Consider the following 14,632-nt stretch of genomic DNA (forward strand, 5'->3'; position numbering starts at 1 on the left):
CCCATTAGTTCTGCGCTGCACCTGTGTCGTCGGCAGCAACTTCGGCTGCAACAACGCGGGCCTCTTCAGCCTTGCGGGTGCTTGTCTCGGTCCAGATGCCTGCCTTACGCTCGGACTCCAGCTCGGCACGGGCAGCAGCCTTCGCATCGCGGCGGTCCTGCTGTTCCTCACGCTTCTGCGCACGGGTGGGGCGGTCACCAAGATCCAGCAGGCGCAGGTCGGTGCCGCGGGGGGCTGCCAAGTGCTCGGCGCCACCCATCATGGTGGGCTCCCAGTCGAAGATCATGCCATGCTCGCCACCAATGACGACAGTGTCGCCGGGTGTGGCACCGATCCTGAAGAGTTCCTTCTCGACGCCGGCCTTCGCCAGCCGGTCTGCAAGGTAGCCGATGGCTTCCTCATTCTGGAAATCGGTCTGCTCAACCCAACGCTCGGGCTTTTCACCGCGAACGCGGAACAACGGAGAAAGGTTGCGCTCTTCGCGGCGAATGGTGAAGGATGATTCGTTGACAGCACGGGGGCGCAGAACCACCGGGGTGGCCTTGACGGGAGCATCGGCGAGGGCCTTGCGTGCTTCCATGACAATTTCTGCCATCGCGAAGCCAAGCTGCTTCAGGCCCTCATGGCTTGCCGCGGAGACTTCGAAGACACGGTAGCCGCGGGCTTCCAAGTCAGATCGGACAAATCCGGCCATGTCCCGGCCGTCCGGTGAATCCACCTTGTTCAGTGCAATCAGGCGGGGACGGGCGTTCAGGGGAACCACGTCACCGTCGGTTCCTGCGAAGCTCATGTCGACGTCGTACTGGTCGAGTTCGCGCTCAATGACGGCCAGGTCGGTGACCGGGTCACGGTCGGCCTCGAGTGCTGCGCAGTCAAGGACGTGCACAATCGCGGCGCAACGCTCCACGTGGCGCAGGAAGTTATGGCCCAGGCCCTTGCCTTCGCTGGCGCCCTCGATGAGGCCGGGCACGTCGGCCATGGTGAAGCGGACGTCGCCGGCCTGGACAACGCCCAGGTTGGGGATCAGGGTGGTGAAGGGGTAGTCGGCAATCTTGGGCCGGGCCGCAGACATGGCAGCGATGAGGCTGGACTTGCCGGCGGACGGGAAGCCCACCAACGCGATGTCGGCAATGGACTTCAGCTCAAGGACAATGTCGGCCTCTGATCCTGCAATGCCCAACAGTGCGAAGCCCGGGGCCTTGCGCTTCAGTGAGGAAAGGGCATTGTTGCCGAGCCCGCCCAGGCCACCGGCGGCAGCGACGTACTCTGTGCCGATGCCAACGAGGTCGGCGAGGACATTGCCGTCCCGGTCCTTGATGACAGTGCCATCGGGAACTTCAAGGATCAGCGAATTCCCGTCCTTGCCGTCGCGCCAGTCTCCCATGCCGGGCTGGCCGTTGCCGCCGCGACGGTGGGGTGCATGGTGGAAGTCAAGCAAGGTGGTGGTCTGGTCGCTGACACGGAAGGTGACACTACCGCCATCGCCGCCCTTGCCGCCGTCGGGCCCGCCCAACGGTTTGAATTTTTCGCTGTGAACTGAGACGCAGCCGTGGCCGCCAGTCCCGCCGGATACGTGCAAAACAACCCGGTCAACAAAGCTGGCCACTGAAATCTCCTTGAATAGAACTTAGTTTGTGCGCACCAATTCTAGTCCACTGCTGAACTAGGGCCTGATACCGGCCGAAAAATGTATCTGTGTTAAAAGCCAGTGGAGCGAGCCATGCGGCCCGCTCCACTGGAAAAGCTTTGGTATTAGACCGCAGCGACGATGTTCACAACACGACGTCCACGACGTGTGCCGAACTCGACAGCGCCTGCGTCCAATGCGAACAGCGTGTCATCCTTGCCACGACCAACACCCTCACCGGGGTGGAAGTGGGTGCCGCGCTGGCGAACGATGATTTCGCCTGCCTTGACAACCTGACCGCCGAAGCGCTTTACGCCCAGGTACTGGGCGTTTGAGTCACGACCGTTGCGAGAGGAACTCGCACCTTTTTTATGTGCCATTTGAAAATGCCTGCCTTTTTACTAAAAGATTCTAAAGTGGATCGAACTTCAAAAACGCTTATTAAGCGATTGAAGTGATCTTGACCTTGGACAGTTCCTGACGGTGACCCTGGCGCTTCTTGTAGCCGGTCTTGTTCTTGAACTTCTGGATGACGATCTTCGGTCCACGAAGATCCTCCAACTTCTCAGCCGTAACCTTCACATTAGCCAGGTCCTTCGCGGCTGTGGTGAGCTTGTCACCATCAACCAAGAGCAAAGCGGGCAGCTCAAGCGTGCTGCCAACTCCACCGGGGACGCGGTTCATGGTCACGTGGTCTCCGACGGAAACCTTTTCTTGACGGCCGCCTGCGCGGACAATCGCGTACACCACTGGGGAACTCACTTCTCTCGACGTTTATTACAAAGTTTTTGTGCCGGTAGGAATCATGATTGACATCTACCAACCGTATGCGCCCGCTGTTCAGAATAGAACGGGCACGGGGTGCATACTACGTGCCTCAACGCCGTGGACCTCAATGGAGTTCTGCCATGGAGTGGTTGCCCTAGGTGTTGGCGTAAGCACCGAAGATCAAGAATACGCTAACTCTGTCTCCGGGCGCAAATGACACTGATTACCCACACTCACAGTGGACGACAGAACAAACCTAAATTTGCCCAGTTGCCATAGAGGAGCGGGAAACCGTACTCACCAACTTTAGCGTGGATGCGGAGAGTTTTTGCCATTTCGCCCCATGACGCGCCGCGATTCTGCCTCAGAGCTGGTGGCGTTAATCACCCAAGGCCCCAATTGGCGCGGATTTGGCGGCCCAACCGTCAAAGAAACTGTGTGGGGCGGCAAAAAAATCCACCTCATACTGGGCCGAGTGGGCAAAAGCGGCCCGCATGCCTTCGCGTTCCCTTGCTGAGCCGCGCCGCGCGGCCGCATCCATGATGGCTACTGCCGTTTCAGTGGCCTGGGCAAAGTCATCATCGGCGTAGGTCGCCAGCCACGTCCCATAGGGGTGCTCGCCCGAGAAGGACAAGTAGTCCTGGTGCAGCACCCGGCCAACCTCTGCATAAAGCCAATAGCAAGGCAGTACGGCGGCCACCACTTCCCCGTAGCTGCCGGAGAAGGCGACACCTTGGAGGTGGTCAACATAATGTTTGGTGACGGGGCCCTGCCGCATGTCCGTGGGGTAGTGGCTGAGCCAGTCGCGGTGCAGGGCCAGCTCAACCTCCAAGCAATTCTGCGCACTCCCGGCCCAAAACTTTTGTTCCACCTCTGTAGGCGCCAGGGCGCTGGCCCTGGCCAGAACACGCGAATACGTACTCAAATACAGCGCATCCTGGGCAAGGTAGTACGCAAAGTGGTCGCTGTGCAATGTCCCGGCCGCCAACTCCTTGATGAAATCAAGACCGAAAATGGCTTCACGCTGCACCTCGCATTCCTGCCACAACTGCTGACTGAAGGCATCAAGGGTCGGTGCCGCACTGTCCCACAGCGCGTGGAAATGGTTGATGGGGCCGGCGCCTTCGCCCACATTCAACTCATGGGCCGTTTCCAGGGCGACGCTCAGCCAGGACTTGGCGTGGCGCACACTGACGGCCCAGTCACCCTTCTGCGCCTGCAAGGTGGCCACTGCGGCAGACAGTGAACAGCCCGTGCCATGGGTGTTGGGGGTATCCACCCTGGGTGCTGTAAACACCTCAACGGTGCCGTCGTGTTGTACGAGTGCGTCCAAGCACTCCTCCCCCGGGAGGTGCCCGCCCTTGACCAGAACGGCGACCCCGTGGGCAGCGGCCAGCTGCAGGCCTTGGCGCAGCGCCTCGTCAAAGTTCTTAGCTTGGGGTTGTCCCAGTAACACGGCAAGTTCCAAAATATTGGGTGTAACCAGGTGAGTGCTTTCCAACAACCGCAGCAAACCCTGGCGCGCTGCCGGCGCCATAAGCTCATCGCCACTGGTAGCCACCATGACAGGATCAAGAACCACCACGGGCGGCCGGGTTCTTGCCAGCCAGTCCCCCACCACGGTCATAACCTCCGCGGTGCCGAGCATGCCTATTTTCACTGCATCAATGTCAATGTCGGCAGAAATGGCCTCCAGTTGCTCCGCGAGGAAGGCCACGGGCGGCACATGGACACTGTGCACACCTGTGGTGTTTTGAGCCGTTAACGCTGTCAGGGCAGCCATGGCGTAGCCGCCGTGGGCGCTGATGGCCTTGATGTCTGCCTGAATGCCGGCACCCCCTGAGGGGTCGGAACCGGCAATGCTCAGAACGCGCGGGTGACTGACGCCCCGTTGTTGCCGGGAACCGGGACTGGCCTCACGGGCCCGGGGTGGTGAATCCAAAAGTGGCGGGGCAGAAAGCAAGGTTTCCATGGACATCCCTTCGCCGGTGCTAGCCGGGCAGGTTCAACGGGTCTTTTCTCAGCCGGACCTCTTGTCCAGGCACCCCGTGTCGCTCTCAACCCTAGACCCCGCCCCAGCGGTTAAACCAAACTGACCCGCAGTAAAGGTCGAAAAACGGGCTGAAAACGCGTTTTTTCGACCTTTACTGCGGGTCAGTTGAGAGGCTGGCTACAGCTCCGAGGCGGGAACTCCCACACCGAGGATGATCGGCTCGGAACTCCTGGCCGGCTTGGCTGCCGCCGGCAAGTCCACGGCAGCACTGCTGTGCTGCACCGAACCCTGGGCCGGGGCCTGCGACTCGGCAGTTTCCACCGCCATGTCGGCTCCGCCCTGTGCACTGCGGGCGCTACGGTTGCGGCGTCCACGGCGTGAGCGCGAGCGGTTGTTGCCACCTGCCTCGGCAGTATCCGGCGCTGACTGGTCCTGGCCCGGGCTGGTCAACTGATCCAGCGCTTGGGTCAAGCCAGCCAAGGCCGCAGCCTGGTCGGCGTTGCTGGTCTCGGCGGAACCGGAGCTTTCACTGCGGTGGCCGCGGGGCAGCTCAATGGCTTCCCCACCCAGGGTGAGTGTTGCGGCGTCGGGCGCATCATTGTCTTGCTGCGCTGACGGCACTGCAACAGGAGCTGCGGGAGCGTCGTGCTCATGGTGCGAGGCTGCAGCAGCGGCTGCAATGTTGGCCAACGCGGCACGGGCTTCATGGGCCTTTTGAGCTTTCTGAGCATCAGTGGGTTCCTCATGCAGCTCCACCGGGGCGTGTTCAGCCTGCTCGGACTCAGGCTTGGAACGGTTGCGGTTGCGCTTGCGTTCGCTGCGTGTGGACCTGTTGGCTGTGGTGCGGTCACTGTCGCGCTGTTCCTGCGCCACCTTGGCAGCATGTGCCTGCGGCGACTCCACGGCAACAGTGTGCACACGGCGGTGCTCAACGGGGATCTCGTGCGTGACCATGCCGCGGCCCAAGCAGGTGCCGCACTGTTCGCCGAAGACTTCCAGCAGGCCAGTGCCCATGCGCTTGCGTGTCATCTGCACCAGGCCCAGGCTGGTTACTTCAGCAACCTGGTGCTTGGTCCTGTCACGGCCCAGGCATTCCACCAGGCGGCGCAATACCAAGTCGCGGTTGGATTCGAGCACCATGTCGATGAAGTCAATGACAATGATGCCGCCAATATCGCGCAGACGCAGCTGGCGCACCACTTCTTCGGCAGCTTCCAGGTTGTTCTTGGTGACTGTTTCTTCCAAGTTTCCGCCGGAACCGGTGAACTTACCGGTGTTGACGTCAACCACAGTCATGGCTTCCGTGCGGTCAATGACCAGCGAGCCACCGGAGGGCAGGAAGACCTTGCGTTCCAGGGCCTTGGAGATTTGCTCGTCGATCCGATGTGCGGCAAAGATGTCCTCGCTCTTGCTCCACTTTTCCAGGCGGTCCAGCAGATCCGGGGCTACATAGGTCACATAGGCTTCAATGGTGTCCCAGGCGTCCTCGCCGGAAACAACCAGCTTGGAGAAGTCCTCGTTGAAGACGTCGCGGACCACCTTGATGGTCAGGTCCGGCTCGCCGTAGAGCATCTCGGGGGCCAGCGTCTTGTGGGAGGAGGCACGGTTGTTGATGCCTTCCCACTGGGCGCGGAGCCTGTTGATGTCATTGGTGAGCTCTTCTTCGCTGGCACCTTCGGCAGCCGTGCGCACAATGACGCCGGCGTTTTCGGGCAGGTGGTCCTTCAGGACGCGCTTGAGACGGTTGCGTTCGACGTCGGGCAGCTTGCGGGAGATGCCTGTCATGGAACCGCCCGGCACGAACACCAGGTAGCGCCCGGGCAGGGAAATCTGGCTGGTCAGGCGGGCACCCTTGTGGCCTACGGGGTCCTTGGAGACCTGCACCAGGACGGAGTCGCCGGACTTCAGCGCGTTCTCAATGCGGCGCGGCTGACCGTTGAGGTTGGCGGCGTCCCAGTCAACTTCACCGGCGTACAGCACGGCGTTGCGGCCGCGCCCAATGTCAACGAAGGCAGCTTCCATGCTGGGCAGCACGTTTTGGACCTTGCCCAGGTACACGTTGCCGATGAGGGAATCCTGCTGCGTCTTGGAGACAAAGTGCTCGGCCAGGATGCCGTCTTCCAAGACACCGATCTGGATCCTGTCATCGCTCTGGCGCACGACCATGACCCGGTCAACCGATTCGCGGCGGGCCAAGAATTCAGCCTCCGTGATGACTGTGCGACGGCGGCCGGAGTCGCGGGAATCGCGGCGGCGCTGCTTCTTAGCTTCCAAACGAGTGGAGCCGCGCAGGCTTGTCACCCGGTTGGATGCGCTGGCGCTGGGCTCGGCGGGGGTGCGCGGGGCACGCACGCGGGTCACGGTATTGGGCGGGTCCTCATCGGTGCCGCCCGTCAGCTCCAGGTCAGCATCGCCACGGCGGCGACGACGACGGCGACGCGAGGTCACGCCGTCGTCGGGCGCATCAGTGTCCTGCTCAATGGCTGAGTCGTCGTCGGACTGGGCCGCATCCGTTTCGGCGGGGCGGGTACGGCGGTTACGGCTGCGGTTCCGGCCGCGACGATCGCCATCGTTGCCGTCCTGCTCGTCATCACGGTCATCATTGTCATCCTGGGCAACAACGGCAGGCACCGCCATGCTCATGTCCGGGGCCAGGAACAGCGTGGACATGCCGCTTGTCGGTGCTGAGAACAAGGCCTCAGCCACGGGGGCCGCTGCGGCTTCCACCACTTCCTCTGCCACAGGCTCCTGGGCCGGCTCCTCGGCGGGGACAGCCGGGGACTCGGCGGGGACAGTGGTCTGGGTGGCAGGCTTGCGACGGCTCCGAGTGGTCTTCGGCGCTGAGGGGGCCTGTACTGCTGCTTCCTGTGCCACAGAATCCACGGCGGTTTCCAGCGCGCCCTGCTCCGGCACCTCGGCCGCAGGGGCAGCAGCCTTCCTGGTGGCGCGGCGGGGCGCCTTGGCCTTGGCCGCGGGCGCAGGCTCCGCTGCGTCAACCACGTCTGCTGCAACTACTTCTTCGGCGGCTGGGACGGCTGCAGCCTTGGTGGTGCGGGTCCGCCTGGCAGGCGCCTTGGCAGCGGGCGCCGCTGCGGCTTCCTCACCTGGAATGCTTAATTCACCCTGAACCGCAGCGGGTGCAGTAACAGGTGCCGTTGCGCGACGGCGGGCAGCTCGCTTGACCGGCGCTGCTTCCGGCGCTGCTGCTTCAGGGGAATCGAGCAGCGAGGCCGGCTGCTCGGCATCAACGGGAGCGGCTTCCTTTTTGGCGCGGCTGCGGCGGACGGGGGCCTTCACGGCTGGCGCTGTGCTTGTTGCTGTTTCCACGGCTGTTTCAACTGTGTTGGCTTCAGCAGTAGTGCTTTCAACAGCGGCAGGGGCCGCAGCCGGGCTGGTTACCGCGGCCGTGGCACGGCGCGAACGGGGAGCCTTGGCCTTGGCGGGGGCTGCAACAGCAGCCTCTGCTGCATCAAATGTGGGCTGTTCATTATTCATAGTGGGCGTTACTTTCGCGCCAAAACAGCGCACCCACATCGAGCGCCGAAATCGGCTAATGTGCCAACACCCGCAGGCGTCGACGGAAGTCGTCTAATTACTTCTCAGGCGGCACCAACTTCTGGGTGCGCAAGCTCTGATAAGCCAATGGTTTACGGAATGAGTCCGGTGGATGGCTGCACACACTGGCAGCGTCGTCACCGGCAACCCGTGGGCGTGCCATTGGACTGAAAGACGCACGTGGATCGCCAGTCAGCCGAAACCATTGTCTCATACGAGCCCTGTCATGGAGCAGTTTTCTCCATGGCGCGCCAAGAAACTCAAGCTACAATCAGGACACATTCACCTCATCCCGATGAAAAGGACACAATGCCTAGCACCAAAGTTTCCACCAGCGATCCAGCGGACATCGACAAGCCAGCCCTGGTACGGGCCAAATCGTTCGGGTGGTTCTTGATCATCACAGGCGCCATTGCCTGGGTGGCGTCCTTCACGCTGGTGCTTGAGCGGTTGGAACTCTACAAAAATCCCAACGCCAACGCCAGCTGCGACTTCAACGCATGGATTTCCTGCAGTGACGTCATGAAGACCCCCGAGGCCGCAATTCTCGGCTTCCCCAACCCGTTCATCGGCGTGGTGGCCTTTGCAGTGCTCATCACCGTCGGGGTTGTCCTGCTCGCCGGGGCACACATGCAGCGCTGGTTCTGGATCTGCTTGCAGGTGGGCATCACGGCCGGCATGGCCCTGGTGTCCTGGTTTTGGTTCACGGCCCTCTACACCCTGGCGGTCCTGTGCCCCTACTGCATGATCGTCTGGGCCATGATGATTCCGATCTTCGTCTGGACTACCGTGCGGAACATCAACCATGGGGTCATCCCCGCCACACCGGCGTTGACCAAGTTCATCAACGACTGGGCCTGGGTCATTATGGGCCTGTTCTACGTGGCTGTTCTTGCCTCCATCTTCTTCAGGTTCATGCACCTGATCATCCCCTCCAACGCCTAGCCCCCACCATCTATGTAGCAGTAGATGCCTTGGGTAGCGCTTTCCGGGGCCCATTTGATGCAACAACTGCGACACAGATTTTCACGTACGACGACGAAGGGCACCTCCCAGCGGGAGGTGCCCTTCGTCGTCGTACTTTCAAACGTAATTCGCTTAGGCGAACCAGATGCCAATCTCGCGCTCAGCGGACTCCACCGAGTCGGAGCCGTGGACCAGGTTCTGCTGAACCTTCAGGCCCCAGTCGCGGCCCAGGTCGCCACGGATGGTGCCCGGCGCTGCCGTGGTGGGGTCAGTGGTTCCGGCTACGGCGCGGAAGCCCTCGATGACACGGTTGCCTTCAAAGATGGCCGCCACAACGGGACCGGAGAGCATGAACTCAACCAGGGGCGCGTAGAACGGCTTGCCCTTGTGCTCTGCGTAGTGCGCTTCGAGCTGCTCACGGGTGGCAGTGACCTTCTTCAGTTCTGCCAGGGTGTATCCCTTGGCCTCAACGCGGGCCAGGATGGCACCGGCGAGGTTGCGTGCCACGCCGTCGGGCTTGACCAGGACAAGAGTGCGCTCAATGCTCACAGTAACTCCAAACAAAATAGGTGAAAAGTGTTTTCAGATTCAGTTTACTTGGCCGCGGCCGCTGGGCCGTCGCCGCTGATGTCGGGGTGTTCGCTGTCCCACCGCGCCTGCGCTTTGGCCCGGTCAACGTTCTCCCGGTCAATCCTGGCACCGGCGTAGAGGGCGTACCACCAGGCTGCGGCAAACAGGATGCCCACAACGAACATGGACGGTTCCCAGAAGCCGCCGGCAATGAGTGCCGCCTGCAGGACCCAGCCAAAGGCCGGTCCCCACGGCTTGCGAACCACTCCGCAGGCCGCGATGAACAGGACGGCCAGGACTGCTGCCGCCACCAGGAAGAGCGGGTTCTTGTCCTTGAGGCCAAACAGTCCCAAACCGAGGAAGAGCGCCACGAAGGCTTCCAGCATGAGCACCACTGAGGCAAACATCATGCGGGTGGAGCGGAGCTTTTTAGGTGTATTGGGCTTCCACTCGCGTTGCGCCTTGGTCAATTTCGCCATGGCTTAGGCACCTTCCTTTTCACCGGGGCGGCCCAGCAGGATGCGGGCCTCCCCCACCAGCGTGATGGACCCTGTGATCAGCACACCGCCGGCCAGGTCGTTGTTCGACTCGGCGCGTTCAACAGCCCACTCAATAGCGTCGTCGAGCCTTTCAGCAATGTGAATGTCCTCGTCCAACCAGCCCAGGTCGGCTGCCATCTCGGCCAGCTCGGCGGCTGGAATGGCGCGGGGAGAGTTGGACTGCGTCAAGCAAATCTCCGCAGCCTCATCACCGTAGGATTCCTTGATGGTGCGCAGAATCTCCTCCGCATCCTTTTCAACCAGGACACCCAGGACCACCACCAACTTGCTGAAGGCAAAGGATTCCTGCAGCGACTTGGCACTGGCGGCAATGCCGGCCGGGTTGTGGGCCGCATCCACCACAATGGTGGGCGAGGTGCGCAGGACTTCAAGACGTCCCGGGGAGGTGACGGCGGCAAAGCCCTCCTGAACCAGCTCGTGGCTCAGTTCCTTCTCTCCCCCGCCAAGGAATGCCTCCAACGCGGCAAGTGCGACGGCGGCATTCTGGGCTTGGTGTTCACCGTGAAGCGGGAGCAGGATGCCCGGGTAACGTCCGGCCAGGCCCTGCAGGTCCAACATTTGGCCGCCCACGGCGATGGTGCGTGCTTCCACACCAAATTCAATGCCTTCAAAGCGGAAGTCGGCGTGCATTTCGCGTGCCTTGTCCAGCAGGACCTGGGCGGCGTCAGCAGGCTGGGCGGCGCTGATGAGGAACGCGCCTTCCTTGATGATGCCGGCCTTTTCGGTGGCGATGAGGGCTGTGGTGTCACCCAGCAGCTCCACATGGTCCAAGGAGATCGGGGTGATGACAGCTACCTGGCCGTCGCCCACGTTGGTGGCGTCGGTAATGCCGCCCAAACCAACTTCCATGACGGCAACATCCACCGGCTCGTCAGCAAAAATGGCAAACGCCAAGATGGTGAGGCACTCAAAGTACGTGAGCCGCTGCTCGCCGGCAGCACTCAGCTCAGCGTCAACAATGTCCAGGTAGGGGCGGATCTCATCCCAAATCCGCACGAACGTTGCGTCGTTGACGGGTGCGCCGTCGATGCTGATGCGCTCCGTCACCTTTGTCAGGTGCGGGCTGGTGTAGCGGCCGGTGCGCAGATCGTGGGCCAGCAGGCCGGCCTCGATCATGCGGGCCGTGGAAGTTTTTCCATTGGTGCCCGTGATGTGGATGATCGGGAACGCCTTGTTCGGCTGACCCAGGATGTCCATGGCTCGGAACAGCGGAGCAAGCCGCGGCTCCATCTTGTTCTCTGGGGCGCGGCCCAGAAGTTCGGCGTAGACACTCTCCACAGAGAATTCGTCGTGATTGGCAGTCATTAGGCTACGGTCCGTTCAACAGTGATGGTGGTTTCAACGTCACCGGGGATGAGTTCAAGCTTCAGCGTCAAGGTCTCAGTCTTGACCAGCTCGGCGTTGGCGTGCAGGGCATCAACAATGTCCTGCGGGGCGCTGATGATGGTGCGGATCCTGTCACTGACCTGCAAGCCGGTGTCCTTGCGGGCCTGCTGGATGGCGCGGACCATGTCCCGTGCCGTGCCTTCGGCCTCGAGCTCGGGTGTCAGCTCGGTGTTGAGCACCACGAAACCGCCGCCGGGCAGCATCGCCACCGCACTGGCGCCGCCGTCGTGCCCGTCAGAAACAACTGTCTCCAGCGTGTATTCGGACGGTTCCAACGCCAGGCCACCGGCCGTGACAACGCCGTTGGTGAGCGACCAGTCGCCGGACTTGGAGCCCTTGATGGCGAGCTGGACGTTCTTGCCCAGGCGAGGTCCGGCAGCACGGGCGTTGACAACCAACTTCTGCGAGATGCCAAACTCCTCCGGAGTAGCGTCGGCAGCGTCAACGAAGCGCACCGAGCGGATATTCAGCTCGTCCGCCACCACGCCGGCGCCGTCGGTCAGCAGGGCGGCATTGGGGGCCACCACCGTGAGTTCCGCCAAGGGCAGGCGGACGCGCAGCTTGGCCGCCTTGCGCAGGCTTGAGCCAGTGGAGCAGATCTGCTGGATCTTATCCATCTGCTCAACCAGTGCGGTGTTGGGCACAAACAGATCGGCGTTGGGCCAGTCGGTGAGGTGCACCGAACGGCCGCCTGTCAGGCCACGCCAGATTTCCTCGGTGACCAGCGGCAGCAGTGAAGCAGCCACACGGCACACGGTTTCCAGCGCCGTGTAGAGGGCGTCGAAGGCGTCCACGTTCTCATCGAAGAAGCGGGTGCGGCTGCGGCGCACATACCAGTTGGTGAGCATGTCGAAGTAGACGCGCAGGGATTCGCACGCGCCGGAGACGTCGTAGTCATCGAGCTTGGCCGTCAGTTCGCGGACCAGGTCGCCGGTGTTGGCCAACAAGTACTGGTCCATGGGATCGGAGTAGTCGTCGTAACGGAGCTTGGCGTCGTAGCCCTTGCCGCCGTTGGCCGTGTTCGCGTAGAGGGTGAAGAAGCTGTAGACGTTCCAGAGGGGCAGGATGACCTGGCGGACCCCGTCGCGGATTCCCTGCTCGGTAACAACCAAGTTGCCGCCGCGCAGGATGGGGCTGGCCATCAGGAACCAGCGCATGGCGTCGGAACCGTCGCGGTCCAGGACCTCGGAGACGTCCGGGTAGTTGCGCAGGCTCTTGGACATTTTCTGCCCGTCGGAACCCAGCACGATGCCGTGGCTGATGACGTTCCGGAACGCCGGGCGGTCAAAGAGTGCCGTGGAGAGGATGTGCAGCATGTAGAACCAGCCGCGGGTCTGACCAATGTACTCGACGATGAAGTCCGCCGGGTTGTGGGTGTTGAACCATTCCTCGTTCTCGAACGGGTAGTGGACCTGGCCATACGGCATGGAGCCGGAGTCGAACCAAACATCCAGCACGTCCTCCACGCGGCGCATGGTGGACTTGCCTGTTGGGTCATCCGGGTTGGGCCGGGTCAGCTCGTCGATGAACGGGCGGTGCAAGTCAACTTCGCCCTCGTTGTTCAGCGGCAGGCGGCCAAAGTCAGCCTGCATCTCGGCGATGGAGCCGTACACGTCGGTGCGCGGGTAGTCGGGGTCATCGGACTGCCACACCGGGATGGGGCTGCCCCAGTACCGGTTGCGGCTGATGGACCAGTCGCGGGCGTTGGCCAGCCACTTGCCGAACTGGCCGTCCTTGACGTTGCCGGGGATCCAGTTGATGTCCTGGTTCAGTTCAACCATGCGGTCCTTGAACGCGGTGACTTCCACGTACCAGGAGGAGATGGCGCGGTAGATCAGGGGTGTGCGGCAGCGCCAGCAATGCGGGTAGCTGTGCACGTAGCTGGCCTGGCGGGCCAGGCGGCCGGCCTCGCGGACCACCTTCGTGATCGCCTTGTTGGCGTCAAAGACCTGCACGCCGGCGATCTCGCTCAGCGGGCCTTCGGCAAAGAGCGGCAGGAAGTTGGCTCCCTCATCGACGGAGAGGACCACCGGGATGCCGTACTGCTCACAGACCTTTTGATCCTCTTCACCGTAGGCGGGGGCCTGGTGGACAATGCCGGTACCGTCGGTGGTGGTCACGTAGTCGGCCAGCAGGAACTGCCATGACTTGGCCGTGCCGTACTTTTCGTCGTCGGCGAAGTAGTCCCACAGCGGCTCGTACTTCAGGCCCTCAAGCTCGGCGCCCGCGTAGGTGGCAGTGACAGCGGCAGTCGCGGCAGCAGCGTCGTCGTACCCCAGATCCTTGGCGTGGGCGCCCACCAGGTCAGCGGCGAGCAGGAACTTCTCAGCTGTTGCGCCCAGCGAAACCCCATTGGGGCCAACGGGCACGACGGCGTAGCTCACCTTGGGCCCCACGGCGAGGGCCTGGTTGGTGGGCAGGGTCCAGGGCGTGGTGGTCCAGGCGATGGCCCCAACGCCGGCCAGCTCCTGGGACAGCGCGGACTCGCCGGCCACGATGGGGAAGGTGACGGTGACGGTCTGGTCCTGGCGGTCCTTGTAGACGTCGTCGTCCATGCGCAGCTCGTGGTTGGAGAGGGGTGTCTCATCCTTCCAGCAGTACGGCAGCACGCGGTAGCCGTTGTAGGTCAGGCCCTTGGAGTGGAGCTGTTTGAACGCCCAGAGGACGGACTCCATGTACTCAACGTTGAGGGTCTTGTAGTCGTTGTCGAAGTCGACCCAGCGGGCCTGGCGGGTGACGTATTCCTGCCATTCGCCGGCGTACTTCATGACGGAGGAGCGGCAGGCGTCGTTGAACTTGTCGATGCCCATGGCCTCGATCTGGGCCTTGTCTGTCATGCCCAGCTGCTTCATGGCTTCCAGCTCGGCGGGCAGGCCGTGCGTGTCCCAACCAAAGCGGCGCTCCACGCGGCGCCCGCGCTGGGTCTGGTAGCGGGCCACCAAATCCTTGGCGTAGCCGGTGAGCAGGTGGCCGTAGTGCGGCAGGCCGTTGGCGAAGGGAGGGCCGTCGTAGAAGACGAACTCGTTGGACCCATTTTCGCCGGCGTCGCGCGCATCGATGCTGGCCTGGAACGTGCCGTCCTCATCCCAGTACTTCAGGACGAGTTCTTCCACCTTCGGGAAATTCACGGAGGAGGGAACATGCTTGGATTCGGCGTGGAGGCCGGCGGCGGCTGAAGCCTTCGGGAAGTGGGTCATCACATCATCC

At 62.5% G+C, this 14,632-nt stretch carries 10 protein-coding genes and 1 riboswitch; of the genes, 1 reads left to right on the forward strand and 9 read right to left on the reverse strand.

What is annotated here, in order from left to right; translation table 11 throughout:
- Positions 1-4: 4 nt before the first annotated feature.
- From obgE to CVS28_RS09090, 5 genes are all read right to left on the reverse strand, one after another.
- The gene (gene obgE, locus CVS28_RS09070; RefSeq protein WP_103481288.1) at positions 5-1,606 is read right to left on the reverse strand and encodes a GTPase ObgE; all 1,602 of its coding nucleotides are present in this window, start codon (positions 1,604-1,606) and stop codon (positions 5-7) included.
- 146 nt (positions 1,607-1,752) lie between these two features.
- Positions 1,753-2,007 (reverse strand): 50S ribosomal protein L27, encoded by a 255-nt coding sequence (gene rpmA, locus CVS28_RS09075; RefSeq protein ID WP_103465521.1) that lies wholly within the window; start codon positions 2,005-2,007, stop codon positions 1,753-1,755.
- Positions 2,008-2,068: 61 nt separating this feature from the next.
- Positions 2,069-2,377, reverse strand: coding sequence for a 50S ribosomal protein L21 (rplU, locus tag CVS28_RS09080; RefSeq protein ID WP_044573640.1), 309 nt, complete (start codon positions 2,375-2,377; stop codon positions 2,069-2,071).
- Positions 2,378-2,774: 397 nt separating this feature from the next.
- Positions 2,775-4,367 (reverse strand): bifunctional hydroxymethylpyrimidine kinase/phosphomethylpyrimidine kinase, encoded by a 1,593-nt coding sequence (gene thiD, locus CVS28_RS09085; RefSeq protein ID WP_103481421.1) that lies wholly within the window; start codon positions 4,365-4,367, stop codon positions 2,775-2,777.
- A riboswitch (TPP riboswitch) is annotated at positions 4,356-4,454 on the reverse strand. It overlaps the preceding gene by 12 nt.
- Positions 4,455-4,565: 111 nt before the next feature.
- Positions 4,566-7,883 (reverse strand): Rne/Rng family ribonuclease, encoded by a 3,318-nt coding sequence (locus CVS28_RS09090; RefSeq protein ID WP_103481289.1) that lies wholly within the window; start codon positions 7,881-7,883, stop codon positions 4,566-4,568.
- 369 nt (positions 7,884-8,252) lie between these two features.
- Here CVS28_RS09090 and CVS28_RS09095 point away from each other — a divergent pair, with 369 nt between their 5' ends.
- Positions 8,253-8,888 (forward strand): vitamin K epoxide reductase family protein, encoded by a 636-nt coding sequence (locus CVS28_RS09095; RefSeq protein WP_103481290.1) that lies wholly within the window; start codon positions 8,253-8,255, stop codon positions 8,886-8,888.
- Positions 8,889-9,041: 153 nt separating this feature from the next.
- Here the strand turns inward: CVS28_RS09095 and ndk are convergent, their stop codons facing one another.
- Genes ndk through ileS form a run of 4 tightly spaced genes read right to left on the reverse strand, consistent with a single transcriptional unit; the run spans position 9,042 to position 14,622 of the window.
- Entirely contained in the window at positions 9,042-9,458 is a 417-nt protein-coding gene (ndk, locus tag CVS28_RS09100) for a nucleoside-diphosphate kinase (protein WP_103481291.1), read from the reverse strand.
- A gap of 44 nt (positions 9,459-9,502) precedes the next feature.
- The gene (locus CVS28_RS09105; RefSeq protein WP_103465517.1) at positions 9,503-9,958 is read right to left on the reverse strand and encodes a DUF4233 domain-containing protein; all 456 of its coding nucleotides are present in this window, start codon (positions 9,956-9,958) and stop codon (positions 9,503-9,505) included.
- A 3-nt stretch (positions 9,959-9,961) separates the two neighbouring features.
- The gene (locus CVS28_RS09110) at positions 9,962-11,344 is read right to left on the reverse strand and encodes a bifunctional folylpolyglutamate synthase/dihydrofolate synthase (protein WP_103465516.1); all 1,383 of its coding nucleotides are present in this window, start codon (positions 11,342-11,344) and stop codon (positions 9,962-9,964) included.
- Positions 11,344-14,622 (reverse strand): isoleucine--tRNA ligase, encoded by a 3,279-nt coding sequence (gene ileS, locus CVS28_RS09115; RefSeq protein WP_103465515.1) that lies wholly within the window; start codon positions 14,620-14,622, stop codon positions 11,344-11,346. Before ileS ends, CVS28_RS09110 begins: the two co-directional genes overlap by 1 nt.
- Positions 14,623-14,632 lie beyond the last annotated feature (10 nt).

The organism is Arthrobacter glacialis, from assembly GCF_002909415.1.
GTDB classification, from domain to species: Bacteria; Actinomycetota; Actinomycetes; order Actinomycetales; family Micrococcaceae; genus Specibacter; species Specibacter glacialis.